Genomic DNA, 23,566 nt, shown 5'->3' on the forward strand with positions numbered 1-23,566 from the left:
CACGTATATGATTGGCTCGAGATAGCCGATGCAGGATACTAGCTTTGGCCGGTTGCGGTCAGACCGCTTGCCAGCCCCCTTTCGGCCTAACAGATATTCGACCTTCCACCCTCTCGGTGTGAACCGGATGCTCTCACCTTCTGCCAAGGCCTGTCGCAACCGACGCCCGCCATTGGTGCGGACGTCGGAGCATGTCCTCAGACGGTGCGAACGGTGCCTCCGTCGATGATGAATTCTGCGCCGTGGATCGCGGCGGCGCGATCCGACGCCAGATAGGCGATGAGATCGGCAACCTCATAGGGCTCCGCTCCACGTCCGATCGGGATCCCGCCCAAACCGTCAAGGACGGCTTGGCGGGCCTCTTCGATTGTACCGCCGGTGGCAGCCTGAAGTCGCTCCAGGAAGTCAGCGGCCGACTCGGTCATGATCCAACCGGGAGAGACGGCGTTGACCCGCACGCCCTTCGGTCCCAGTTCCTTGGAGATCGATTTGCTGTAAGTCCGGAGCGCAGCCTTCGCGGCGGCGTAGCCGGTGGTCGATTCCGGAAGCGGGAGGATCGACTGGATGGAGGTTACATGCACCACCGCGCCTACGCCCTGTTCGATCATGTACGGGACGAGGAAGCGATCCAGGCGGACCGTGGCGAGAAGGTTCAGGTTCAGCTCGGCGAGCCAGTGATCGTCGGTCAAGGCGGCAAAGCCGCCCCCCGGCGAAGACGAGCCGCCGATCACATGGGCGATGATGTCTACACCGCCCATATTTGCGAGCGCCGCGGCAGCCAGCATTTCGCTGCCCTCGGCCGTCGTCAGGTCGGCCCGGACGAACTCGGCACCGGCAACGGGCTCGGGGTTGCCGCGGGCGGCGGTGATGACACGGGCACCACCAGCGAGGAAGCGCTCGACGGTGGCGCGGCCCAGACCCTTGGTGCCGCCACTGACGACCACGCGCTTGCCTGCAAACTCGGCCGGATCAGCCTGAATGCTCATAGCGTGATCTCCAGCGTCTTGATCGCGTCGTTTTCGAGCGCGAAGCGATAGGTGAAGCGGATCGGGCTGCCCTTGAAGTCGCCATGGGCGGGGCCTTCGACAACGACCTGACCATTCTCGTGACGGATGCCATCAGGCGTGAAGATCGCCTTTACCGCCACGACCTCTTCCTCGAACAAGGTCCTGAGTTCCGCGTAACCTTCGAGACGGCGTCCGACGTCGACGAGAACCGCATCGGACGCGAAGGGTTGCAACATGGCATCCACATCGAGCCGGGCGTTAGCCTCGATATAATCGGCTATCGGCTTGGGTAACGCTTTTACGACCGTTTCGGTATCGCGGCGGTCATCGGCTGGGGTATCGGTCTGCATGACAAGTCTCCTTCGGTTTGACTTGCCTCCATATTAGGGGTCGGCCACTATTCTAATAAGTGGGCCAATCATGGATGATGTAGTGAAGGATTCGGGATAATGTCGCGACTGGCGCTTCGAGATTTCGACGCAGTGCTGGCGGTGGCGCGGCGCACATCTTTCCGGCAAGCTGCCATCGATCTCGGCATGTCGACGACCGCGCTCAGCCATATGATCGCAAGGATCGAAGCCGAGCTGGGCGTGCGCCTGTTCAACCGGACAACGCGGAGCGTGGCGCTGACCGATGCGGGACGGATTTTCGTCGATCGCCTCGGCCCCTCGCTTCAGGACGTGCGCGAAGCCATAGAGATCGTCCGTGAACGCCGCGCGACTCCTGCGGGGACGCTGCGCATCAATGCGCCGCCCTTCGCCGCGCGCTCGCCTGCCTTCACCGACCTTCTCCTGGAATATTCCCGCCGTTACCCCGACATGCATGTCGATCTGGTGACCGAGGGACTGTTGCGCGACATCGTTGCCGAAGGTTTCGATCTCGGCGTTCGCGTCGCTTCGCTCATCCCGTCCGACATGATCGCCCTGTCGCTTGGCGAGCTCCAGCGTTTCGCCGTTGTCGCTTCCCCTGCCTATCTGGCGGGGCGGCCGCGTCCGCTTGTGCCGACCGATCTGCATAGCCATGCCTGCATCCGCATCCGCTTACCCGATGGTTCGCTTTACCGCTGGCATTTCGAGAAAGGCGGCGACACCGCACAAGTCGAGGTGAGCGGGTCCATGACGTTCGACGAACTTGCGCTCTCGCGTGCGACGGTGCTGTCGGACTTTGGGATCGGCTTTTTCTTTGAACAGGATGTGGTTGCCGACATAAAAGACGGACGGCTCGTCCGCCTGCTCGAGGATTGGACCCCGTCCTTCCCGGGCCTCAGCCTCTATTATCCGGGCCGAAGGCATCCTTCCGCCGGCCTTGCAGCGTTTCTGGCATTAGCCCGCGAGCGCGCTTCCGCGACTAGGGTCAGGACTCATTGATCAGAGCCAGAAGATGACGGTTGCGGCGAGGGCGACGGCGGAGAAGAAGGCTTTCGGGCACCGATCGTAGCGTGTTGCGACCCGTCTCCAGTCCTTGGGGCGGCCGAACATGATCTCGATGCGGTTGCGGCGTTTGTAGCGGCGCTTGTCGTATTTGACGGTCTTGTTCCGTATTTTCCGGCCCGGGATGCAGGGCGTGATGCCCTTTTCCTGCAAGGCATCGCGGAACCAGTCGGCATCATAGCCCCGGTCGGCGAGCATCCATTGCGCTTTGGGCAGACTGTCGAGCAAAGCGGCCGCGCCCGTGTAATCGCTGACCTGCCCGGCGGTCATGAAGAAGCTTATCGGGCGGCCATTTGCATCGGTCACGGCATGAAGCTTGGTGTTCATACCGCCTTTCGTGCGGCCGATCAGGCGTCCCGGGCCCCCTTTTTTACCCCAAGGCTCGACGCCGTGCGGTGGGCCTTCAAATAGAGCCTGCCCCGGCGAAGGCCGGGGTCGCGTCGATCATGATCGTCTTGCGCTCTGGCGCCTGAGGTGTGGCCAAGCCCTCCATCATGCGGATGAAGATGCCTTTGTCGCTCCACCGCTTCCAGCGATTATAAAGCGTCTTCGCCGGGCCATACTCCCTCGGCGCATCGCGCCACCTCAGCCCATTGCGGTTGACAAAGATTATCCCGCTCAAAACCCGTCGATCGTCGACCCGTTCGCGGCCATGGCTCTTCGGAAAATACGGCTGAAGACGCGCCATCTGCTCGTCCGTCAGCCAATACAAATCACTCATCATTCAGGCTCCTCACCGAGAGCCTGAATCACAGCCGTCACACCAAATCAATGGGTCCTGACCCTAGTGAATTTTGAAGCGGAGCTTGCCGATACGTAACGCTGAAATGGCCGATTTGAGCCTCTCAGCTTTGCCGGCAAGTATTCGGATAGCCGACATTCTCAGTCGCATCGGGGCGCCGTGGTGTTGATCACACTCTCGGGCGGCGCTCGACGCATCTACTTGCCCGTAACGCTGATCCAATCGAGATCGAAGCGTGCAAGATATTTGCGCAGCCGATCGGCGTCATTCGTCGATCTGCGCTGATCCCGCGAGGCCGGGACGTTCGGCGCGGATTGCCACTTTTGGGAAACCACTTGGCCGCGAGCGCCGCACCATGCCCGCGCGAAGGTAGATGAGAGCCGCTGCCCACCATGGCGACGACGCTAAAGCACGGCGATTTTGTCGGAAAGGGAGTTCTCAGCGGCGGGGAATTTATGGGGCAGGAAAATTGTCGCCGCAATTTGGGGCCTCAATAGGGAATCCGGCGGCCGTCCCAGCCGAAGAGGCCGCCACTCTCAGCGGGCGAGAGCTGGCCGATGACGGCCAATAAATGCGCGGCGCTCTCCCGCGCGGAGAAGAGCGATCCGGGTCTGAGGCGCGCCTGAAAAGGCGCCGACAAGCGCGTGTCGACCGTTCCGGGATGGAGCGCAACGGCAATGGCTTCGGGGTTGCTCCGCACGAGTTCGATGGAAAAACAGCGCACGAGCGCGTTGAGCGCCGCCTTGGACGCCCGGTATCCGTGCCAGCCGCCCAGCCTGTTGTCACCGATCGAACCAACGCGGGCCGACAGAAATGCTATTACCGCGCGGCGATCAACCGCCAGCAGCGGCAGGAAATGTTTCGCGGCGAGTGCCGGGCCAATGCTGTTGACCGCCAGCAGTTCGGTCAGCGACGCCGCATCGATCTGACGAAAACTTTTTTCGGGACGGATCGCCGCGTCGCGGTGCAAAAGACCGCTCGCCACGATGACCAGGTCGAGCAGTCCTTCGCGCGATATTTCTGCCGCGGCCGCCGCCATGATCGACTCGTCGAGAATATCGATTGTCAGCGGATATATGGAGTTCCGCGCCCGACCAGGCGGCTGCCGACTTCCCGCATAAATGCGCTCGAAATCACCCGAGGCATCGAGCGCATCGACCAGTGCGCCGCCGATCCCGCCGCTGCTGCCGATTATCAGCGCGCGCTTGCCCGCCATCGCGATCCTCCAGATTGCATCGCCCGTGCGCGGGCCGATGACGCGATAGGCGATGCCGCGGGGCGGGGGTATATGGCTTTGGGGGCAATTCCCGTGGCGCCGATCAATAGCCGGCCTCGACGGCGAGCCGGATCGCGTCGGCGGTCGTTTCGACGCCGAGCGCCCGGAGCAGGGCCGCGCGGTGCATTTTGATGGTGCGTTCCGATAGCGACAGGGCGTAGGCAATCTGCTTGTTGAGCTGGCCGCCCGCCATCAGCTTCAACACCTCCCGCTGGCGCGGCGACAAGGCTTCGATCTGTTCGCGGGCGCGGGCCGCCCGGCCCGCGGGCAGCTCGCCGGCCGCATCGACTTCCACCTGAGACCCCAGGAAATATTCGAGATTGCCATCGGCGCCGAAGATCGGCGCCACCAGCACCGCGTTGCGGAAGGGCGTCCCATCCTTGCGATAGTTGAGAATTTCGACCAGCGCGGGGCGCCGTTCATGGATGGCGCTGCGCAAGGCATCGGTCAATTCGGGTTCGGTATCCGGCCCCGACAGAAAGCGACAATTCCGGCCGATGATCTCGTCCGCTTCATAGCCGGTCAAGGCCGCAAAGGCGGCATTGCATTCGACGATGGGATTGTCGGGCAGTCGGGGGTCGCTGATCACCGCGGCGATCGGACTCGCCGCAATCATCGTCTTCAATGACATAGGATTATGACCTGCTCTCCCAGGAAGTGCCCCAAGGGACATGTTGCGACAATTCGGGTGCCTCATGCAAGCCCGCTGTCCTGATGACATACAGCTTCGACAAAAACCTGCGGCGATTGCACGACGGCCATAAGCGCCAATCTGCCCGACCCCCGATGCAACCGGCGACTGGCCGCGCGTCCCGACGGAGGCGAATGTGACGCGCGTCGCCATCGTCGGGGCCGGCATCGCCGGCATCGCCTGCGCGTCCCGCCTTCGCGATGCGGGGATCGGCGTGACGCTGTTCGACAAGGCGCGCGGCGTCGGCGGGCGGCTGGCGACGCGGCGCGTGAAGACGAAGCGCGGCGAGATTGCTTTCGATCAGGGCGCGACCCATTTCACCGCGCGATCGGCCGAATTTCGGGCGCTGGTGGAAGGCTGGGAACGCGACGAGCTGGTCGCGCGATGGTCGGCCGCGGGCGAAGACGGCTGGGTCGGAACCCCCTCGATCAACACCCCGCTCAAGGCCATGGCGCGCGATCTGGACGTGAGGCTGTCCTGTCCGGTCACGGCATTGACCCGAGGCCCGGCGGGCTGGACCTTGCACAGCGAGGCGCAGCGCCTGGGCGAGTTCGATATCGCGGTGATCGCGATTCCGGCAGAGCAGGCCGCGCCGCTGCTGTCGCTGCATGATTTCGAGATGGCGCGCGCGGCGATGTCCGTCCGATCCTATCCTTGCTGGAGCGCCATGTTCGCCTTTGCCGAACCGCTTCGGGGTTTGAGCGACTTTGTCCGCGGATCGGGGCCGCTCGCCTGCGCCGTGCGCGACAGCGCCAAGCCGGGAAGGACGCCCGGCGAACGCTGGGTGGTGCAAGGCAGTTGGGACTGGTCGGAAGCGCATTTGACGCATGAAAGCGGTTCGATCTGCGCGCTGCTTCTTGCGGAACTCGGCCGACTGGCGGAATATGAACTGCCGCACCCCCTGCATGCGTCGGCGCACCGCTGGCTGTTTGCGCAGCCGTCGGGGCAGGATCGCCGACTGCTGTGGAATGCCGACATCGGCCTTGGTGCGTGCGGCGACTGGCTGTCCCATGGCTTTGCCGAATTTGCGTGGCAGACGGGCCATGCGCTGGGCGAGGCGATCATGCTGTCGCGGATGTCCGATGACGCGCCGAGGCCCACCGTGATTGCAGACGTCCCCTAGCGACCTGACCCAAAGGCCATCTGGCCGCACCATGCCCCCGATGCGCAGAGGGTGGAAACCACCGCCCGGCCGCGCCGAACCGAAGAGACGCCCATGCCCCCGACCATCCTCTGGTTTCGCCAGGACCTTCGGGTCAGCGACCATCCCGCGCTTGTCGCCGCTGCGGCCGAGGGCGCGGTCATCCCGCTGTATATCCTCGACGACGAGGGACCGGGTCGCTGGGCCATCGGCGGCGCACAGCGTTGGTGGCTCGACGGCAGCCTTGCCGCGCTCGATGCGAGCCTGCGCAAGCGCGGCAGCCGCCTGCTCCTGCGGCGTGGGCGCGCCGCCGAAGAACTCGCGAAGATATGCGGCGAGACGGGCAGCAATCGAATCCATGCCACCCGCTGTTACGAACCCTGGTGGAAAGCGGCGGACAAACAGGTTGCGGGCGCCGCCGAGCTGGTCCTTCACGACGGCAATTATCTGGCCGCGCCCGACAGCGTTACCAACGCGGGCGGTGGCCGTTACAGCGTCTACACGCCATGGTATCGCAAGCTTCTCGAACGAATGCCGCCGGCGCTACCGCTCGCGCCGCCCGACCATATTGAGGCCCCCGAACAATGGCCCGCCTCCGAATCGCTGTCCGATTGGGCACTCAAGCCGACGAACCCCGATTGGGCCCAGGGATTCACCGGATGGCAGCCGGGAGAGAAAGGCGCGTGGCGCGCGGCGCGCGACTGGATGCCGCTTGCCGGTGACTATAAAGCGAACCGCGATTTTCCCTCGCGCCCGGCGACGTCGCGCCTTTCGCCGCATCTGCACTTTGGCGAATTGACGCCGCGCGCGCTGTGGCATGCGCTGGGCGAGCGCGACGATCCGGGGGTCGCCTGTTACCGTTCGGAGCTTGGCTGGCGCGAACATGGCATCAATCTTGTCGACCAAATGCCGGGTTATGGCGACTGGCCGGGACGCGAGCGGTTCGGGACGCTCGCGTGGCGATATGGCCCCGAAGCGGACAGCGACTTTGCGGCGTGGACGCGCGGTCGGACGGGTTATCCCGTCGTCGATGCGGGAATGCGCGAGCTTTGGCAAACCGGCTGGATGCACAATCGGGTGCGGATGATCGTCGCCTCTTTCCTCGTCAAGCACCTGCTGATCGACTGGCGCCGGGGGGAACGCTGGTTCTGGGATACGCTGCTCGACGCCGACCTTGGGTCCAATGCGATGAACTGGCAATATGTCGCCGGGACGGGCGTCGATGCGCCCGTATTCTCGCGGATCATGTCGCCGATATTGCAGTGCGAGCGGTTCGCGATGGGGGATTATGTGCGCAGCTTCGTGCCCGAAATCGCGCATCTGTCCGACGCCGAAATCGTCGCGGCGCACGGCCAGGACGCCGCCGTCGCGGGCTATCCCGCGCCGCTGATCGGTCACCAGGCCGCCCGGGCCCGCGCCCTCGCCGTCTGGGAAGGCCTGCGCGATTGACCATGGTGCGCCAGCTCGTGCTGGTGCTGGGCGACCAGCTGTGCACCGATATTTCGTCGCTGCGGGATCTGGACCCCGCCGAGACGCGGATATTGATGGCCGAGGTCGCCGACGAGGCGGCCTATGTGCCGCACCACCGCAAGAAGCTGGTGTTTGTTTTTTCGGCGATGCGCCATTTCGCGGCCGCGTTGCGCGCGGCCGGCTGGCAGGTCGATTATGTGACGCTGGACGATCCGGCGAACAGCGGCTCGCTGGACGGCGAGGTCGCGCGGGCGCGCGACCGCCTGGGCGACCTGCCGCTTCGCGTGACCGCGGCGGGGGAATTTCGCCTTGCCGAAATCATGCGGCGATGGCGCCGGACGACGATCGTGCCCGACGACCGCTTCTTCGCCAGCCCGGCGGACTTCGTGCATTGGGCCGAAGGTCGCGCGCAGCTTCGGATGGAATATTTCTATCGCATGATGCGCCGCCGGACGGGATTGCTGATGGAGGGGGACGAGCCCGTCGGCGGACAATGGAACTTCGACGCCGAAAATCGCAAGGCCGCATCGCGCGACCTGTTAATGACCCGGCCTCCGCGCTTTCCGCCCGATGCGGTGACGCAGCAGGTCATCGCGATGGTCGAGCGCGCTTTTCCCGACAATTTCGGTGACATCGCGCCCTTTTGGTTCGCGGTGACGCGGCGCGATGCCGAAACGGCCTTCGACGAGTTCGTCGCAAACCGCCTCGCGCGGTTCGGCACGTTTCAGGACGCGATGCTCGACGGCGAAAAATTCCTCTATCATGCGGTGATCGCGCAATATCTGAATATCGGCCTTCTCGACCCGCGCGCAGTGTGCGCGGCGGTCGACCGCGCCTATCGCGAGGGTGCCGTCCCGATCAACGCGGCCGAGGGCTTCATTCGCCAGATCCTTGGCTGGCGCGAATATGTGCGCGGCCTCTATTGGTGGCGTATGCCGGGCTATGCCACGGAAAATGCGCTGGGGGCGACGCGCCCCCTGCCCGGTTTCTACTGGACCGCGAAGACCGACATGGCCTGCGTCGCGGCGTGCGTTCGCCAGACGCGCGAGGAGGCCTATGCGCATCATATCCAGCGGCTGATGGTAACCGGAAATTTCGCGCTCCTCGCCGGGATCGACCCCGGTGAAGTCCATCGCTGGTATCTTGCCGTCTATGCCGACGCCTATGAGTGGGTGGAGCTTCCGAACACGATCGGGATGAGCCAGTTTGCCGACGGCGGGCTGCTCGCGTCCAAGCCCTATGTGGCAAGCGGCGCCTATATCAACCGGATGTCGGATTATTGCAGTGGATGCCGTTACGACGTGCAAAGCCGACACGGCGCCGACGCCTGCCCGTTCAACTCTCTCTACTGGGATTTCATCGCGCGGCATTCCGAGCGGCTGAAGATGATTCCGAGAATGCAGCTGGCAGTGAAAAACTGGCATGGCCGCCCGGCATCGGAACAGCGCCAGATCCGGGCCTCTGCGCAAGCCATTCTCGATTCTTTGGACACCGCCGACGACTGCTACTGACCCGCCCCGCACCAAAGGACAGGTCGCGGTGCGCGCGCCCGCCGCCTAGTTTTGATGCGTCCCATCCCCCGGGGCCTAGGTTGGAAAAGGATAGCTTGATGTCAATTTCCCGAATCGCACTTGCCATTGCGGCCGCCGCCCTGTCCGCGGCCGGCGGCGTTGCAGTCGCCAAGAACCCGATGGTCGGCGGCGCCGCGATGTACGAGACCAAGAATATCGTCGAAAACGCGGCCGCATCGAAGGATCACACCACGCTGGTCGCCGCCGTCAAGGCCGCCGGTCTTGTCGATACGCTGGCATCGCCCGGACCTTTCACGGTGTTTGCACCGACGAACGACGCCTTTGCGAAGCTTCCCGCCGGAACGGTCGACACGCTTCTGAAGCCCGAAAACAAGGCGGCTTTGACGGGTGTGCTGACCTATCATGTCGTGCCGGGCCGGCTGACCGCCGCGGATATTGCGGCGCAGGCGCGTGCAGGCGGCGGCAAGGCCGTGCTGACGACCGTCCAGGGCGAAAAACTGACCGTCTGGCAGAAGGACGGCGCATGGTATGTCAGCGATGCCAAGGGCGGCAAGGCCCAGATCGGTCCTGCCGATGTCCTGCAATCGAATGGCGTGATCCACGTCATCGACGGCGTCCTGCTGCCCGCCTGACGCGACAGGCTGCGGCGCGGCGCGGGCGTTTCGGCCAGTCCCCCTCGCTGCGCTGTCCTGTTGGCGAGCCGTCTTCGGCCCTTCAGGCCGATCCCGGCCACGCGATGCCAAAGGGGACGGCGCGGACGAGGCGGTCGGCTATCCCGCCGGACCTAATTCCCGATCTTTGCGAAAGCCGCGGCGCCGACAGCAGGCGGTGCCGCGGTCGGCGCGGAGGGTTCGGCGGCGATGGCGGATGTCAATTCACGCGCGCTAGCCGCGCCGCCGGTAAAAATCGCCTCCATGCTCCGAACGCAAAGTGCGACGCTGTCGTCGGCAAGGTCGTAATAGACCTGCTTCGCCGCCCGGCGCGTCTTGACCAAATCGCCGCGGCGCAGTTCTGCGAGTTGCTGGCTGAGGGCAGGTTGGCCGATGGCCGTCGCCGCCTCGATCTCACCGACCGTCCGCTCGCCGCGGAGCAGGCACGACAGGATCATCAGTCGCTGCGGCTGGGCATAGACGCGCAGCTTTTCCACCGCCTTGTCGGCTAGCGCCCGATCCTCGTAAATCGCGCTCATGGCGCATCCATGGTGCGGCAGAACCAGCCCAGGTCGTCGCCTTCCATCACCTTTTCGGACGGCGGCGCGAGGAAGGCATCGCCCGGCCGCCAGCCTTCGGGTGTCAGCCGCGTGCCGTCGGCGGTCTGCTGGAGCGCCGCGACGGTGCGCAAAATCTCGTCGACCGAGCGGCCGACAGTGTGCGGATAGACCGTGATCGCGCGGACGATGCCGTCGGGATCGATGATATAGGTCGACCGCACGGCCGCGCTGTCCTGCGCCGCGGCGTCGATCATGCCATAGGCACGGCCGACCGCCATGCTGGGGTCTTCGACGATCGGGAAGTCGATCGCGATGCCGAAATGCGCCTCGATCGCGCGAACCCACGCGAGGTGGGCGTAAAGACTGTCGACCGACAGGCCGAGCAGCGCGCATCCCAGCGCCTCGAAGCCCGCTTTTGCTTTCGCGAAGGCGATGAACTCGCTGGTGCAGACCGGCGTGAAGTCGGCCGGGTGCGAAAAAAAGACGAGCCAGCGCCCGCGATAGTCGGACAGCGCAAGCTGCCCCTTCGTCGAGCGCGCGGTGAAATTCGGCGCGGAATCGCCCAGTCCGAGCGGTCGCGGGGCGTCGGTCATCTCAGTCATTCGCCTTCCCTTTGCGTGGCCGCCACCCCTTGCCTTTCGAGCCGGGTTGACGCAATCAATCTATTCATTTACATAATATATGTAAATATGAATTTATAGGAGCCTTTATGTCCGATAATGCGATTGCGAAGGCCCGCGCCCAGATTGACGCGGCAGGAAGCCAACGTCCTCAGATAAAATCCTTTTTCGACCATGCGACGAACACCATATCCTATGTCGTGCACGATCCCGCGACGCGGCGGGCGGCGGTGATCGACTCGGTTCTCGATTATGATCCGGCGGCCGGGCGAACCTCGTTCGCGTCGGCCGATACGATCATTGCGCATGTGAAGGCGGAAGCTTTGACCGTGGACTGGCTGCTCGAAACGCATGCCCATGCCGACCATCTGTCGGCGGCGCCCTATTTGCAGGAAAAGCTGGGCGGCAAGATCGCGATCGGCGAGCATATCGTCACGGTGCAGCGCAATTTCGGCAAGCTGTTCAACGCAGGAAGCGATTTCCAGCGCGACGGGTCGGATTTCGACCATTTGTGGGCGGATGGCGACCAGTTTCGCATCGGCGAAATTCCGGTGACGGTGCTCCATGTTCCGGGCCACACCCCCGCCGACAACGCCTATGTCGTCGGCGATGCGGTGTTCGTCGGCGACACGATGTTCATGCCCGATTACGGCACCGCGCGCGCCGACTTCCCCGGCGGCGATGCCCGCCAGCTGTTCCGCTCGCTGCGCCGTATCCTCGAACTGCCGCCGCAGACGCGGCTGTTCATGTGCCACGACTATCTGCCCGAGGGCCGCGACAATTATGTGTGGGAAACCACCGTCGCCGACGAACGCGCGCACAATATCCACGCGCACGACGGGGTGGACGAGGACGCGTTCGTCGCCATGCGCGAGGCGCGCGACATCGCGCTGTCGATGCCGCGGCTGATCATGCCGTCGATCCAGGTCAATATGCGCGCGGGCCATATGCCCGCGCCCGAAGACAATGGCATCCGCTACCTCAAGATTCCCGTGAACGCGGTATGATGGCCGCCTTTCCGCATGCGATGCCGGTCGAGGGGCTGCTCGGCGGCCTGTTGATCGGGATCAGCGCCGCGATCATGCTGCTCGGCAACGGGCGCATCGCGGGGGTCAGCGGCCTTGGTGCGCGGGCGCTCGGCATCGCCGACGCGGGGGCACCGCGCGCGATGGCGGCGGCGTTCATCATCGGCTTGCCGCTGGGCGCCGCGCTCGCCGCGCTGCTGCTTGGCGGGGTCATGACGCGCTATCCCGCGGCCATGTGGCAGGTCGTCGTGGGCGGCGTTGTTGTCGGCTATGGCACGCGGCTCGGGTCGGGATGCACAAGCGGTCACGGCGTGTGCGGCATGGCGCGCCTGTCGCCGCGGTCGATCGCCGCAACGCTGATCTTCATGGGCAGCGGCATCGCGACCGTTGCGCTGATGCGCGCGGGCGGCCTGTTGTGACGCGCCTGATGGCCGCCCTCGTCGCTGGCGCGATCTTCGGCGCTGGCCTGGCGCTGTCGGGTATGGCCGACCCGCAGCGGGTCCGCGCCTTTCTGGACATTTTTGGCGCGTGGGACCCCACGCTGGCCTTTGTCATGGGTGGGGCGCTGGTTCCGATGGCGCTCGCCTGGACAGTGCAGCGCCGCCTGGCGCGCCCCGTTTTTGCCGACGGCTTCGCCCTGCCCGCAACGCGCGGCATCGACGCGCCGCTTGTCGTCGGCGCGATGCTGTTCGGGATCGGCTGGGGGCTGAGCGGGCTTTGCCCCGGCCCGGCGATCGCTGGCCTCGCGCTTGCGCCCGCACAGGCCGGCATCGCGGTCGTCGCAATGATCGCGGGCATGGCGCTGCACCGCCTGACGCGCCGCTGAAAAAGAAAAGGGAGAGGGTCTATGGACATCAGGACAATCAATGCGCGGCTGAGCGTCAGCCCGCAAATCCGCCCCGAGGACGTGCCCGCAATCGCCGCCGCGGGCTTTCGGTCGATCATTTGCAACCGTCCCGACGGCGAAGAAGCGGGCCAGCCCACCTCGGCCGCGATGGCCGCCGCGGCACAGGCGAACGGGCTTGCCTTCACCCACCTGCCGGTCGTGGCGGGCAAATTGGCCGATACCGATGCCGCGTTGATGGCAAATGCCCTTGCCCACCTGCCCGGCCCGGTGCTCGCCTATTGCCGGTCGGGCAGCCGTTCGGAAAAGCTGTCCGCAATGGCGGAGCCGCAGGATAGCGCGGACGGGCTCGCGGAGTTCGATATCGTCATCGTGGGTGGCGGTTCGGCGGGGATTGCCACGGCGGCCAGCATCCTGCGGCGCAACCGCGACGTCAAACTGGCGGTCGTCGAACCGTCGGAAGACCATTATTACCAGCCCGGCTGGACGATGGTCGGCGCCGGGGTGTTCGACCCCGAATTCACCCACCGGCGCGAAGCAAGCCTGATCCCGCCGGGAGCAGAATGGATCAAAAGCGCGGTCGCTCGATTTGAGCCCGACGCCAATCATGTCGAACTCAGCGACGGTCGCCGCATCGGTTATCGCGTCCTGATCGTCTGTCCCGGCATCAAGCTGGACTGGGATGCGATCCCAGGGCTTGCCGAGACGCTGGGGCGCAACGGCGTGACATCGAATTATCGTTATGATCTGGCGCCCTACACGCATCGGCTTGTCCGCGAGTTCGCCGGCGGCACCGCGATCTTCACCCAGCCGCCGATGCCCATCAAATGTGCCGGCGCCCCGCAAAAGGCGATGTATCTGTCGTGTCATCGCTGGGAAAAGGCGGGCGTGCTCGATGCGGCCGATGTCCAGTTCCATACCGCAGGCACGGCGCTGTTCGGCGTGCCCGCCTATGTCCCCGCGCTGATGGACTATGTCGACCGCTATGGCATCGATCTGAATTTTGAATCGAAGCTGGTTGCGATCGACGGACCGGCGCGCAAGGCGACTTTTGAACAACGCCGCGGCGATACGCTGACCACCGTCGACCAGCATTTCGACATGATCCACGTCGTGCCGCCCCAAATTGCGCCCGACTTCATTCGGTCGAGCCCGCTCGCGGCGCCGTCGGGATTCGTTGCGGTCGACGAAGCGACCCTCCAGCACCCCGACTATCCCAACATCTTCGCCCTCGGCGATGCCTGCGCCGCGTCGAACGCCAAGACCGCCGCCGCGGCGCGCAAGCAGGCGCCGGTGGTCGCGGTCAACGCGCTCGCCGCGCTCGCGGGCCAGCCGCCGGTGGCCGATTATGACGGCTATGGCAGCTGCCCGCTGACCGTCGAGGCGGGCAAGATCGTCCTCGCCGAATTCGGCTATGGCGGCAAGCTGTTGCCCAGCTTTCCGGCGTGGCTGATCGACGGCACCCGCCCTTCGCGCCTGTCATGGCTGCTCAAGGACACGATCCTGCCGCCCGTTTATTGGCACGGGATGCTGAAGGGCCGCGAGTGGATGGTCAAACCCCACATGATCGACGCGAACGGTTGAGCCGGTGATCGACGCGCTTCATTACGGCCTCGGCGGCGTGTCGGGCGTGCTGGTCGGCTTCGTGCTCGGACTCGTCGGCGGTGGCGGATCGATCCTCGCCGTGCCGTTGCTGCTGTATCTGGTTGGCGTGAAGGATCCGCATGTCGCCATCGGCACCAGCGCCTTCGCGGTCGCAGCCAATGCCGCGATCGGATTGTGGAACCACTCACGCGCGGGGACAGTCAACTGGCGCTGCGGTTTCATTTATGCCGCGGCCGGCGTCGTCGGCGCCTTTGGCGGGTCGACCGTCGGCAAAAGCATCGACGGGCACCAGTTGCTCCTGCTTTTCGCGCTGCTGATGATCGCCGTCGCGATCCTGATGTTCCGCGGACGCGGTGACGAAGGCATCGAGGGCGCGATGTGCAGCCGCGAAAATGTTGGCAAGGTCGCCGGTTACGGGCTGGGCACGGGCGTCTTTTCGGGATTTTTCGGGATCGGCGGCGGTTTCCTGATCGTCCCCGGCCTTGTTGCATCGACGTCGATGCCGATCCTGCGCGCGATCGGCACCTCGCTGGTCGCGGTGACGGCGTTTGGCCTGACGACCTCGTTCAATTACGCGCTGTCGGGACTCGTCAATTGGCCGCTGGCGGGCGTGTTCATTCTCGGCGGCATCGCGGGCAGCGCAATCGGGACACGGGCCGCGCGGGCATTGTCGGCGGAAAAGGGCAAGCTGAACATGATTTTCGCCGGATTTGTGATGATCGTCGCCTTTTACATGCTGTGGAAAAGCTGGGCCGAACTGGCGGGATAAGGGGAAGAGACATGTTCAAAAGCATCGAGGCGCGCCTTGCGCCGGGACCGCGTACCAGCGCGCTGGTCGATCCGCTGTTCCGCCTGCTGACCAGCCTGATCTTCATCATCGGCGGGCTCGGCCACTTCGGCCAGCATCGCATGATGCTCGACCGGATGGCGGAATCGCAATGGGCGGCGACGGTTCGCATGATCGGCGATCCGTCGGTGCTGCTGTGGCTTTCGGGTATCGCCTTCGTCGCCGCCGGAGTGACGCTGGCATTGGGGTTTATGACACGAGCCTCGGCGCTTATCCTGTTCGCGACGCTGGTCCCGGTCACCATCGCGGTGCACCTTGTCCCCGATCCGTCGCACGTCGGCCCGCTGTTCAAGAATATCGCGATCCTTGGCGCGCTGCTCCTGATCTGGGCGCGCGGACCGGGCGCTTTCGCCTTGGACAATCGGCCCACTCCCCGTGGCGGCAAAAAATGATAGCATTGCCGCCAGAAGCCCCCGTTGGAGAAAGATGATGATCGAACAGGACTGGGCGATCCTGCTCGCCCGTATTCAATTTGCCTTCACGGTAAGCTTTCACTTCCTGTTCCCGGCCTTTTCGATCGGCCTGGCAAGCTTCCTCGCGGTGCTCGAAGGGTTGTGGCTCAAGACCGGCAAGGGCGTTTATGCGAACCTCTACCGCTATTGGCTCAAGATTTTCGCGGTCGTGTTCGCGATGGGCGTCGTGTCGGGCATCGTCATGTCCTATCAGTTCGGCACCAACTGGTCGGTCTTTTCCGACAAGGCCGGGCCGGTGATCGGGCCGCTGATGGCCTATGAGGTGCTGACCGCCTTTTTCCTTGAGGCCGGTTTCCTGGGCGTCATGCTGTTCGGCATCAACAAGGTCGGCCGCAAGCTCCATTTCGTCGCGACGCTGGCGGTGGCTACGGGCACCTTCATCTCGGCCTTCTGGATCCTGTCGGTCAACAGCTGGATGCAGACCCCGACGGGGTTCGAGATGGGCGCCAATGGGCAATTCCTGCCCGGCGACAGCTGGTTGCCGATCATCTTCAACCCCAGCTTCCCCTATCGCCTCGTCCACACGGTGCTCGCCGCCTATCTGACCACCGCCTTTGCGGTCGGCGCGGTCGGCGCGTGGCATCTGCTGAAGGATCGGCAGAACCCCGGCGCGCGCAAGATGTTTTCGATGGCGATGTGGATGGCGGCGATCGTCGCGCCGATCCAGGTCGTCGCGGGAGATTTCCACGGGCTCAACACGCTGGAGCATCAGCCGGTCAAGGTGATGGCGATGGAGGGCCATTATGACAGCCATCCCAATGGCGCGCCCTTGATCCTGTTCGGTATTCCCAACAGCGCGGAGAAGCGCGTCGATTATGCGATCGAAATTCCGAAAGCGTCCTCGCTGATCCTGAAACATGATCTCGATGCGCCGATGAAGGGGCTCGACACCGTTGCCGACGCCGACGAACCGCCCGTCGGCATCGTCTTCTGGGCCTTTCGCATCATGGTGGGCCTTGGCATGGCGATGGTCGGCATCGGGCTGTGGAGCCTGTTCGCGCGCACGCGCCGCCGGCTTTATGACACCCGGTGGCTGCACCGCGCGGCGGTGGCGATGGGACCGAGCGGCTTTGTTGCGGTCCTCGCCGGCTGGGTCACCACCGAAGTCGGTCGCCAGCCCTTTACCATATATGGCCTGCTGCGCACTGCCGACAGCGCATCGCCGCTCGACGCGCCAGCGGTCGCCGCATCACTCGTCGCCTTTGTCGTCGTCTATTTCGCCGTGTTTGGCATGGGCATCTGGTATCTGCTGCGACTGATGAAGAAACCGCCTGAAGCCCATGAAAAACCGCCCGGCGACGCGCCGATACGCAGCGCCGGGCTGACACCCGCACCGCAGATATTGGCAGGGAACGGCGGGGCCAGCGACAGCAAAGGCGGGGAGCAAAGTTGATGGACCTGACGATCATCTGGGCGGCCATTATCGGCTTTGCCATCATCGCCTATGTTGTGATGGACGGGTTCGACCTTGGCATCGGCATCCTGTTCCCCTTCTTTCAGGTCGGCCGCGATCGCGACACCGCGATGAACAGTATCGCGCCGGTGTGGGACGGCAACGAAACCTGGCTCGTCATGGGGGTCGGCGGACTGCTCGCGGCGTTTCCGCTCGCCTATGCCATCATCCTGCCCGCGCTTTACGCGCCGATGATCGCGATGCTGCTCGGGCTGGTCTTTCGCGGCGTGGCGTTCGAGTTCCGCTGGCGCGACCCGGCGCACCGCGCATTTTGGGACCGCGCCTTCACCGCCGGTTCGATCGTCGCGACCTTTTCGCAAGGGATCGCGCTCGGCGCCCTGCTTCAGGGCATTACCGTGGCGGACCGCGCCTATGCGGGCGGCTGGTGGGAATGGCTTTCGCCGTTCAGCCTGCTCACCGGCGTCGGGCTGGTCGTCGGCTATGCCCTGCTCGGCGCCTGTTGGCTCAACTGGAAGACCGAGGGCGCGTTGCAGCGACAGGCGGTGACCTATGCCGGACGGCTGGGTATCGCGCTGCTGATGATGATCGGGGCGATCAGCCTCGCGACGCTGACGCTCGAAGCCCAATATCACCAGCGCTGGCTCGTCTATCCCGGCGTGCTGGCGACGGCGCAGGTGCCGCTCGCGACGGTCATCGTGACCTTCCTATTCTATCGCAGTCTGCGCCTGAAACGCGACGCACAGCCCTTTTTCTGGGCGCTCGCCCTGTTCGGCCTGTGCCTCGTCGGCCTTGGCATTTCGATCTGGCCCGACGTCATTCCGGCGCGCGTGACGATTTGGGAAGCCGCTGCCCCGCATCGCAGCCAGGTCTTCATGCTCGTCGGGGCCGCGATCATGGTGCCGATCATCCTCGCCTACACCGCCTGGTCCTATTGGGTGTTCCGCGGCAAAGTGGGCGAGGATGGGTATCATTGACGATGCCACGCTGGCGGAAACTCGGCTGGTTCGTCGCCATCTGGGCCGCCAGCGTCCTGGTGCTCGCAGCCGTCGGACTGATCATCCGCGCCGTCCTGCACAGTTGATCCGGCACGATGTCGTCGATGACGGTCAAAGCTCGGGTCGGCGCTTTCCGGCGTCGCGCAGGCGCGCCTTCGCCGCCTCGCTCTCTTGCTCCGCAATCTTGTTCGACAACAGGACGGCGGCGTCATAGGCCATTTTCAGGTCGAAGGCGGTGACGCGCATCCACGTCAGCACGCCATCGCGATTCCAGCTTAAACTGGCCTCGATAACGCGGCCGCAGCCCGCGCGGCGGCCCGCTTGCCAACGGCTTTTGGTGAGCGAATTTTCGAGCGTCACCCCGTTATAGAGGCCGATATCGGGGCCGCCGCTTCCCACAAAGCTGTTGTCGAGCGCTTCGCGGCACGTTTCGCTCTCGCGCCTGTCCATCGGTGCCCCGGCATCGTTCCAATACCACAGCATCGAGCCGCCCGACGTCCGCTGGGCTGAGGGGACGCCGCGAATGAAGTTGGCGGTGGCAAGCCCCTTGTGAAGATGCGGCTCGCCATATTTGTCGATCAACGCCTCGATCGTGTTTGCCACCGACGGCGCCTCCGCCAGACGGTAGGTGCGGTAGTGATGGATGCCCCATACCCGCTCACGCCCCGGATCGGGCAGGAAGCTGACCGCAAGGATGCGGCGACCGACCCGTTCGCCGCCGGTATGGGCGGCCGGGTCGCCCATGATTTCGGACCGGAACGCCGACACAAAGACCATGTCGTTGCGCCCGTTCAGGCGGACCTTGTCGATGAAGAAATCCCTGCCGCCGCGATGGACGTTGGGCATGCCCGCCGCCCCGACAGCCGCGGTTGCCTCGGCGGGCGGCATCCCCAGCCGGATGCCGTTGACGTCGATCACCTGCGGCGGCTTTTCGGCGGTCTGCGCCTGCGCCTGCGCCTGTGCGGGGGCGGAGATGACGACGGACGCGAACAGAAGCGCGGGAATGCCGATCCTCATCCTTTCGCTCCCTTGTAAAAGCGCGCCTTCGCGGGAAGCTGCGCCGCGGTGCAATGGGTCCAGGCGTCGCCGTAAAGCGCGGTCTCAAAGGACTTTGGCCCGGTGATGCGATAATCAAAGGTCGCCGGGCCGGGGCGTCCGTCCATGTCGGGGCAGCTTTCGATCTGCCGGAACGTCTGGCTGCCCGTCATCTTCAGGCTGGTGAATTTGCAACTGTTCTGCGCCATCACGACGCGATCTTCGGCGAGGTAGATCGCCGTATCGGCAAAGGGCTTGGCACAGGTGCCGATACGCGAGTCGATATAATAGCCGACGGGCAGCGGGACGACCCGCGACTGGCCGGGCGTTGCCGCCGCCGACGCGCCGACCGCCTGCGGACACTGGCGTTCGAGCGACCGGATGGCTGCGGTCGATCCCGCAAGCGAAAGATAGGTGATTTCTTTCCACTCGTCGCCGCCATCGACGCTGGCATAGACCGCCACGTCGCTGTCGGCGCCGGTCAGGATCGCCTGGGTCGCCGGGTCCAGTGCGCCGCTGAAATCGGGCTTGCCGGGTTCGAGCCTCAAGGGCTGCGTCGCCTCGGTCTGGGCCGCGTGACTCCTGAAGCCGATCAAAAGCGGGCGGCCCGCAGCAGGAAGGTCCAGCGCCTTCGTCGGCACCACGCTCATATAAAGGCCGCCGCCCGGCTGGCAGCGAAGCCCCAGCGCGGCGAACTGGGGATGGTTCGTTACCGCCGCGACGGCGCCGACGCCGGTGCCGCCGAACTGCCAGCGCGCGGCATGACCGGGCGATGGCGGCGGCGCCTCCTCGCCGCCTTCGGTGCCCACATCCTCGGGCGTCCCGCGCCGCTGTCCGGCCACCGCCCATTTGCGCCCGTCCCAGCGCAGCACTTGCAAACACATGTCGGCGCCGACGCTGCCGCAGACCGTTCCATGGACCGACAGGCCCAGGCCGGTGCCCCCGCGATCGAGCTTCACTGGCTCCCAGCCGCGGACATTGTCGCTGAAGATTTCGGTGAGGCCGCCGCGGCCCGACCCGAAGATCGCGATCATGCAACCCGCCGTGCCGCACCACGCCGAATATCCCTGGTTGGAACAATGCGCGGCGCCATATTCGACCACCCAGTCGGGTTTGCCGTCCCCCGTCACTTCGGTTTCGACCGCGAAAGCGGCGCGGTCCGGAACGAACTTGCCGCCGCCGGTGCGGCATTCTGCCTTCAGCTCGTCATAGACGGCCTGCACTTCGCGCGGCCAGGGTTTGGTCTGCGACTGCACCATCGCGGCGACAGGCAGCAAGGCTGAAACGACGGTAAAAAGCGAACGGATCATCATGTCCCTCCAAGCCGGTCAAAAATCCTCTTCGGAATATTCCCACGGCTTCCAGTTTTGCGCCGACGAGCACCATGTGTAGCCCCCCGTCCACCAATTGCCCTGTTCGACGATGATGAACTTTGGATTGTTCATGTCGATGACTTGCCGCTCAATTTCGCCGCCCGTCCGGTATCGGCCGTCGCCAAGCGGCTCAAACGGTGTGACCCCGTAAAAATCCTGCGGCCCGATCATGGATTTGCCGTCAAAGATGAAATCGGGGTCGCCCTGCCCGCGCGCCAGCCCCTCGCAAGCCGCGCGGTTGCGCGCCCAGAGGCCCGTCGCCATCGGCAATCCGGCCTTGCTCGCCTTTGCCTTTGGCGCAAAGGCGGGGGCCAGTTCGCAGATCCGTCCTTCGAGCGAGCGGCCGCCATAGACATATTTGCGTCCGTCCCAGCGCACGAACGAAAAGCAGTCGCTGCCCGGTCCGCCGATCTCGACATCGGGCCATGCGATGCCCTTGCGCGGGTAAAAGGCCGGGATGCCCATTTCATCGATCATCACCGTCCAGCGCGATCCCGATCGGGCAAGCAACTTGAACGACAGGCCGGTATTGCCGAAGCAATAGCTGCTGCCGCCGCTGACGATCGCTTCCTCGGCGCCGTCGCCGTTCAGGTCGCGAAACTCTGCGCTCTCCAGCCCGTACCAGCTGTCCTTCGGAACCGGCTTTATGTCGGCTTCGCAGCTCGCCATCCAGGCGCCGCCGCGCTGCTGGTAACCCGCGGCGCGCAGCGCGGCGTCGCGGTCCGCCGCCGCGGGCGCCGTTTGCGCAGCCTTTTCAGGGGCGGCCGCGGCGGCTTTCGCCTGCCCGGCCGCCCCATCCCCGCCCCCCGCGGGTGTTTCGCCGCTGCTGCAGGTCGCGATCAGCAGCGCCGACAACATCAGCGGGGACAGGGATATCAGTCGCGCCTGCGGGCGGCGGGTCATGCGGCTTCTCCCTTCAGGTCGCTTTTAAGCCGTCCATGCTGCGCCTTTGCCTCGGCAAGCAATTCGTCGACCCGTTCGCGCACAGCTGCTTTCAACCGCTGATATTCCCCCTTTTTCTGGGTGTAGCGATAAAGCGCCCAACCGAATGCGCCGGCGGGCAAGACCCACCAGAGTTCGACCATCACGACCGGACTCAAAAGCGCGACAAGAATCGGGGCGAACAGGATCATCTTGCGCGACGGCCGCTTGTACAGCGGCCATTCGAGCCGATGATCGGGTGAAAAGGTCGAGCCCGTATTGTGATTGTGATAGGCGACGTTGTAGCCCCAGCCGGGACGCGAACCGATGCGGACGACGGTCACGCGCTGGCCCTCGCGCGCGGCAAAACCGCCGCCCTTGATCGTCACTTCCTCTTCGTCGTCGTCGGCATATTCCATGAAGAAGCGCATCACTTCGGTGCTCGTCGATGACACGCTGACCGTCGGCGCCGAGATATGGCCTGATCCATTGTGGATATAGCCGCCACCCCCGCTGCTCGACGAGCTCACATGCGTTTCGGTCCAGTTGCCAACGCCGCGGACCGTGCCGGTGCGGAAAAAGCCGTGCATGTCTTCGACCTGCCGGACGGGCTGCTCCTTACCGCTCATCATCACCTCCCCGAATTCAATCGCGGGATATTGCTCGCACATCCTTGAATTTACGTCCTGATCCTGTTCTAAAGCTTTTCTAAAGAATGATCGGGGGGCTGTGATTTCTATGTCGGGAACTCATTCGTCGCGGCGCCGACGGCGCCTGTGGCATTTTGCGAATGCCGATTTCGATGAAGCGAGCTGGACGCTCCGCGTCGATGGCCGCAGCGTCGCTCTGGAGGGCAAGCCGCTCGAGGTGCTGCACGAACTGCTGCTCCGCGCCGGCGAGGTCGTGACGAAGGACGAAATACTCGACGCGGTGTGGCCGGGCGTTACCGTCGTCGAAGGCTCGCTCGCGACCGCCATCTCAAAATTGCGCAAGGCGCTCGGCGGCGCGGCCGACGCGATCATCGCGACGGTGCCGCGCGTCGGTTATCGCCTCGCCGCGCCCGTCACGGTCGACAGTATCGACACGCCGCTCGCGCCGCGATTTGCCTTCGCGCCCGGCGATGCCGTTCCGGGGCGCAAGCTGTGGCTTCTCGACCGTCCGCTGGGCGACACCGGCAGCGAGGATGTCTGGCGTGCGCGCCAGGCCAAGACGGGCGAGGTTCGCGTCTTCAAATTTGCCGATGCGCCCGATCGCCTCCGCAGCCTGAAGCGCGAAGCGGCACTGTCGCGGCTGCTGTCCACCGGGCTGGGCAAGGCGGCGCCGATCCCTGCGCTGCACGAATGGAATTTCGACACGGCGCCCTATTTCCTGGAATATGCGTGGGGCGGCGACGACCTGTTGCAGTGGGGCGACGATGCGGGCGGGCTGTCCGCGATCGCGCTCGACGAACGGCTGTCGGTTGCCGCGATGATCGGGCGGGCGCTGGCCGCGGTGCATGGCATGGGCGTGTTGCACAAGGATCTGAAGCCCGCGAATATCCTGGTCGACCGGACCGACGACGGGCTGATGGTCCGGCTTGTCGATTTCGGCAGCGGGCGCCTGTTCGACGACACCATCTTTGCGGCCTATCAGATTACCGACCCCGGCTCACTCGATACCGACCTCGGCAAGGACGAACCGCGGTCGGGAACGCTGGCCTACCGCGCGCCCGAACTGGCTGGTGACGCCATTCCGACAGTGCGGAGCGACATCTACGCGCTCGGGCTTATTCTCTACCAGCTCGTCGTCGGCGATTTTTCGGCGACGCTGGCGCCCGGATGGGAAACGCGCGTCGCCGATCCCTTGCTGCGGGACGACATTGCCTGCGCCGCAGCGGGGGTTCCCGGCGAACGGCTCGCCAGCGCCGAAGAGCTGG

General features: G+C 64.9%; 25 protein-coding genes and 1 pseudogene. 15 read left to right on the forward strand and 11 right to left on the reverse strand.

The window, feature by feature from the left end:
• Window positions 1-197: 197 nt before the first annotated feature.
• Together A3E77_RS14445 and A3E77_RS14450 are read right to left on the reverse strand one after the other, a co-directional pair.
• A complete protein-coding gene (locus A3E77_RS14445) occupies window positions 198-986 on the reverse strand; it encodes an SDR family oxidoreductase (RefSeq protein ID WP_293647143.1) in 789 nt (262 codons plus the stop codon).
• On the reverse strand, window positions 983-1,357 hold the full coding sequence (locus A3E77_RS14450; protein ID WP_293647145.1) for a nuclear transport factor 2 family protein: 375 nt from the start codon (window positions 1,355-1,357) through the stop codon (window positions 983-985). The genes A3E77_RS14445 and A3E77_RS14450 overlap by 4 nt, the downstream gene beginning before the upstream one ends.
• Before the next feature lie 99 nt (window positions 1,358-1,456).
• Here A3E77_RS14450 and A3E77_RS14455 point away from each other — a divergent pair, with 99 nt between their 5' ends.
• A complete protein-coding gene (locus A3E77_RS14455; RefSeq protein WP_293647147.1) occupies window positions 1,457-2,374 on the forward strand; it encodes a LysR family transcriptional regulator in 918 nt (305 codons plus the stop codon).
• On the opposite strand, the pseudogene A3E77_RS14460 reads toward A3E77_RS14455, so the two are convergent.
• The 3 genes and pseudogenes from A3E77_RS14460 to A3E77_RS14470 all read right to left on the reverse strand — a co-directional run bounded on the left by A3E77_RS14460 (window position 2,375) and on the right by A3E77_RS14470 (window position 5,086).
• Window positions 2,375-3,158 (reverse strand): annotated as a pseudogene (locus tag A3E77_RS14460) (IS5 family transposase).
• Window positions 3,159-3,669: 511 nt separating this feature from the next.
• Entirely contained in the window at window positions 3,670-4,395 is a 726-nt protein-coding gene (locus A3E77_RS14465) for an SDR family NAD(P)-dependent oxidoreductase (RefSeq protein WP_293647149.1), read from the reverse strand.
• Between the two features lie 103 nt (window positions 4,396-4,498).
• Window positions 4,499-5,086, reverse strand: a complete 588-nt coding sequence (locus A3E77_RS14470) for a PAS domain-containing protein (protein WP_293647151.1) — start codon at window positions 5,084-5,086, stop codon at window positions 4,499-4,501.
• A gap of 196 nt (window positions 5,087-5,282) precedes the next feature.
• On the opposite strand from A3E77_RS14470, the gene A3E77_RS14475 reads away from it, so the two are divergent.
• The 4 genes from A3E77_RS14475 (at window position 5,283) to A3E77_RS14490 (ending at window position 9,921) form a co-directional block, all read left to right on the forward strand.
• The gene (locus A3E77_RS14475; RefSeq protein WP_293647153.1) at window positions 5,283-6,269 is read left to right on the forward strand and encodes an NAD(P)/FAD-dependent oxidoreductase; all 987 of its coding nucleotides are present in this window, start codon (window positions 5,283-5,285) and stop codon (window positions 6,267-6,269) included.
• A 93-nt stretch (window positions 6,270-6,362) separates the two neighbouring features.
• A complete protein-coding gene (locus tag A3E77_RS14480) occupies window positions 6,363-7,736 on the forward strand; it encodes a cryptochrome/photolyase family protein (protein ID WP_293647155.1) in 1,374 nt (457 codons plus the stop codon).
• A 2-nt stretch (window positions 7,737-7,738) separates the two neighbouring features.
• On the forward strand, window positions 7,739-9,268 hold the full coding sequence (locus A3E77_RS14485) for a cryptochrome/photolyase family protein (protein WP_293647209.1): 1,530 nt from the start codon (window positions 7,739-7,741) through the stop codon (window positions 9,266-9,268).
• 98 nt (window positions 9,269-9,366) lie between these two features.
• A complete protein-coding gene (locus A3E77_RS14490) occupies window positions 9,367-9,921 on the forward strand; it encodes a fasciclin domain-containing protein (protein WP_293647157.1) in 555 nt (184 codons plus the stop codon).
• Between the two features lie 152 nt (window positions 9,922-10,073).
• Here A3E77_RS14490 and A3E77_RS14495 read toward each other — a convergent pair whose 3' ends face one another.
• Window positions 10,074-10,478 carry an ArsR/SmtB family transcription factor gene (locus tag A3E77_RS14495; RefSeq protein WP_293647159.1) on the reverse strand — a complete coding sequence of 135 codons (405 nt, stop codon included), beginning with the start codon at window positions 10,476-10,478 and terminating at the stop codon, window positions 10,074-10,076.
• Window positions 10,475-11,101 (reverse strand): peroxiredoxin, encoded by a 627-nt coding sequence (locus A3E77_RS14500; protein ID WP_293647161.1) that lies wholly within the window; start codon window positions 11,099-11,101, stop codon window positions 10,475-10,477. Before A3E77_RS14500 ends, A3E77_RS14495 begins: the two co-directional genes overlap by 4 nt.
• A 107-nt stretch (window positions 11,102-11,208) precedes the next feature.
• On the opposite strand from A3E77_RS14500, the gene A3E77_RS14505 reads away from it, so the two are divergent.
• Genes A3E77_RS14505 through A3E77_RS14545 form a run of 9 tightly spaced genes read left to right on the forward strand, consistent with a single transcriptional unit; the run spans window position 11,209 to window position 18,408 of the window.
• Entirely contained in the window at window positions 11,209-12,126 is a 918-nt protein-coding gene (locus A3E77_RS14505; RefSeq protein WP_293647163.1) for an MBL fold metallo-hydrolase, read from the forward strand.
• Entirely contained in the window at window positions 12,123-12,563 is a 441-nt protein-coding gene (locus A3E77_RS14510; RefSeq protein WP_293647165.1) for a YeeE/YedE family protein, read from the forward strand. The genes A3E77_RS14505 and A3E77_RS14510 overlap by 4 nt, the downstream gene beginning before the upstream one ends.
• An 8-nt stretch (window positions 12,564-12,571) precedes the next feature.
• Window positions 12,572-12,970: a DUF6691 family protein gene (locus A3E77_RS14515; protein WP_458574457.1), complete on the forward strand. Its 399-nt coding sequence runs from the start codon at window positions 12,572-12,574 to the stop codon at window positions 12,968-12,970.
• A 21-nt stretch (window positions 12,971-12,991) separates the two neighbouring features.
• Entirely contained in the window at window positions 12,992-14,572 is a 1,581-nt protein-coding gene (locus A3E77_RS14520; protein WP_293647169.1) for a bifunctional protein tyrosine phosphatase family protein/NAD(P)/FAD-dependent oxidoreductase, read from the forward strand.
• A gap of 4 nt (window positions 14,573-14,576) precedes the next feature.
• Complete coding sequence (locus tag A3E77_RS14525; protein ID WP_293647171.1) at window positions 14,577-15,362, forward strand: sulfite exporter TauE/SafE family protein; 786 nt, start codon at window positions 14,577-14,579, stop codon at window positions 15,360-15,362.
• A gap of 11 nt (window positions 15,363-15,373) precedes the next feature.
• On the forward strand, window positions 15,374-15,832 hold the full coding sequence (locus tag A3E77_RS14530; protein ID WP_293647173.1) for a DoxX family protein: 459 nt from the start codon (window positions 15,374-15,376) through the stop codon (window positions 15,830-15,832).
• A gap of 37 nt (window positions 15,833-15,869) precedes the next feature.
• The gene (locus A3E77_RS14535) at window positions 15,870-17,306 is read left to right on the forward strand and encodes a cytochrome ubiquinol oxidase subunit I (protein ID WP_293647175.1); all 1,437 of its coding nucleotides are present in this window, start codon (window positions 15,870-15,872) and stop codon (window positions 17,304-17,306) included.
• Window positions 17,303-18,301 carry a cytochrome d ubiquinol oxidase subunit II gene (cydB, locus tag A3E77_RS14540; protein WP_293647177.1) on the forward strand — a complete coding sequence of 333 codons (999 nt, stop codon included), beginning with the start codon at window positions 17,303-17,305 and terminating at the stop codon, window positions 18,299-18,301. Before A3E77_RS14535 ends, cydB begins: the two co-directional genes overlap by 4 nt.
• 2 nt (window positions 18,302-18,303) lie before the next feature.
• Entirely contained in the window at window positions 18,304-18,408 is a 105-nt protein-coding gene (locus A3E77_RS14545) for a DUF2474 family protein (protein ID WP_293647211.1), read from the forward strand.
• 25 nt (window positions 18,409-18,433) lie between these two features.
• Here the strand turns inward: A3E77_RS14545 and A3E77_RS14550 are convergent, their stop codons facing one another.
• The 4 genes from A3E77_RS14550 to A3E77_RS14565 are packed head-to-tail and all read right to left on the reverse strand — an operon-like array spanning window position 18,434 to window position 22,280.
• Window positions 18,434-19,339: a hypothetical protein gene (locus A3E77_RS14550; protein ID WP_293647179.1), complete on the reverse strand. Its 906-nt coding sequence runs from the start codon at window positions 19,337-19,339 to the stop codon at window positions 18,434-18,436.
• Complete coding sequence (locus tag A3E77_RS14555; RefSeq protein ID WP_293647181.1) at window positions 19,336-20,667, reverse strand: hypothetical protein; 1,332 nt, start codon at window positions 20,665-20,667, stop codon at window positions 19,336-19,338. Before A3E77_RS14555 ends, A3E77_RS14550 begins: the two co-directional genes overlap by 4 nt.
• Window positions 20,668-20,685: 18 nt before the next feature.
• A complete protein-coding gene (locus A3E77_RS14560) occupies window positions 20,686-21,633 on the reverse strand; it encodes a hypothetical protein (protein WP_293647183.1) in 948 nt (315 codons plus the stop codon).
• Window positions 21,630-22,280 (reverse strand): hypothetical protein, encoded by a 651-nt coding sequence (locus A3E77_RS14565; protein WP_293647185.1) that lies wholly within the window; start codon window positions 22,278-22,280, stop codon window positions 21,630-21,632. The genes A3E77_RS14560 and A3E77_RS14565 overlap by 4 nt, the downstream gene beginning before the upstream one ends.
• Before the next feature lie 109 nt (window positions 22,281-22,389).
• On the opposite strand from A3E77_RS14565, the gene A3E77_RS14570 reads away from it, so the two are divergent.
• A partial coding sequence (locus tag A3E77_RS14570) for a protein kinase domain-containing protein (RefSeq protein WP_293647187.1) occupies window positions 22,390-23,566 on the forward strand: 1,177 nt, incomplete at its 3' end.

This window comes from Sphingopyxis sp. RIFCSPHIGHO2_12_FULL_65_19 (assembly GCF_001830555.1).
In the GTDB taxonomy this organism is placed as follows: Bacteria; Pseudomonadota; Alphaproteobacteria; order Sphingomonadales; family Sphingomonadaceae; genus Sphingopyxis.

Coding starts and splice junctions, on each gene's coding strand:
- A3E77_RS14445 (WP_293647143.1), bottom strand. CDS start 986: ATGAGCATTCAGGCTGATCCGGCCGAGTTTGCAGGCAAGCGCGTGGTC.
- A3E77_RS14450 (WP_293647145.1), bottom strand. CDS start 1,357: ATGCAGACCGATACCCCAGCCGATGACCGCCGCGATACCGAAACGGTC.
- A3E77_RS14455 (WP_293647147.1), top strand. CDS start 1,457: ATGTCGCGACTGGCGCTTCGAGATTTCGACGCAGTGCTGGCGGTGGCG.
- A3E77_RS14465 (WP_293647149.1), bottom strand. CDS start 4,395: ATGGCGGGCAAGCGCGCGCTGATAATCGGCAGCAGCGGCGGGATCGGC.
- A3E77_RS14470 (WP_293647151.1), bottom strand. CDS start 5,086: ATGTCATTGAAGACGATGATTGCGGCGAGTCCGATCGCCGCGGTGATC.
- A3E77_RS14480 (WP_293647155.1), top strand. CDS start 6,363: ATGCCCCCGACCATCCTCTGGTTTCGCCAGGACCTTCGGGTCAGCGAC.
- A3E77_RS14485 (WP_293647209.1), top strand. CDS start 7,739: ATGGTGCGCCAGCTCGTGCTGGTGCTGGGCGACCAGCTGTGCACCGAT.
- A3E77_RS14490 (WP_293647157.1), top strand. CDS start 9,367: ATGTCAATTTCCCGAATCGCACTTGCCATTGCGGCCGCCGCCCTGTCC.
- A3E77_RS14495 (WP_293647159.1), bottom strand. CDS start 10,478: ATGAGCGCGATTTACGAGGATCGGGCGCTAGCCGACAAGGCGGTGGAA.
- A3E77_RS14500 (WP_293647161.1), bottom strand. CDS start 11,101: ATGACTGAGATGACCGACGCCCCGCGACCGCTCGGACTGGGCGATTCC.
- A3E77_RS14505 (WP_293647163.1), top strand. CDS start 11,209: ATGTCCGATAATGCGATTGCGAAGGCCCGCGCCCAGATTGACGCGGCA.
- A3E77_RS14510 (WP_293647165.1), top strand. CDS start 12,123: ATGATGGCCGCCTTTCCGCATGCGATGCCGGTCGAGGGGCTGCTCGGC.
- A3E77_RS14515 (WP_458574457.1), top strand. CDS start 12,572: ATGGCCGCCCTCGTCGCTGGCGCGATCTTCGGCGCTGGCCTGGCGCTG.
- A3E77_RS14520 (WP_293647169.1), top strand. CDS start 12,992: ATGGACATCAGGACAATCAATGCGCGGCTGAGCGTCAGCCCGCAAATC.
- A3E77_RS14530 (WP_293647173.1), top strand. CDS start 15,374: ATGTTCAAAAGCATCGAGGCGCGCCTTGCGCCGGGACCGCGTACCAGC.
- A3E77_RS14535 (WP_293647175.1), top strand. CDS start 15,870: ATGATCGAACAGGACTGGGCGATCCTGCTCGCCCGTATTCAATTTGCC.
- A3E77_RS14545 (WP_293647211.1), top strand. CDS start 18,304: ATGCCACGCTGGCGGAAACTCGGCTGGTTCGTCGCCATCTGGGCCGCC.
- A3E77_RS14550 (WP_293647179.1), bottom strand. CDS start 19,339: ATGAGGATCGGCATTCCCGCGCTTCTGTTCGCGTCCGTCGTCATCTCC.
- A3E77_RS14555 (WP_293647181.1), bottom strand. CDS start 20,667: ATGATCCGTTCGCTTTTTACCGTCGTTTCAGCCTTGCTGCCTGTCGCC.
- A3E77_RS14560 (WP_293647183.1), bottom strand. CDS start 21,633: ATGACCCGCCGCCCGCAGGCGCGACTGATATCCCTGTCCCCGCTGATG.
- A3E77_RS14565 (WP_293647185.1), bottom strand. CDS start 22,280: ATGAGCGGTAAGGAGCAGCCCGTCCGGCAGGTCGAAGACATGCACGGC.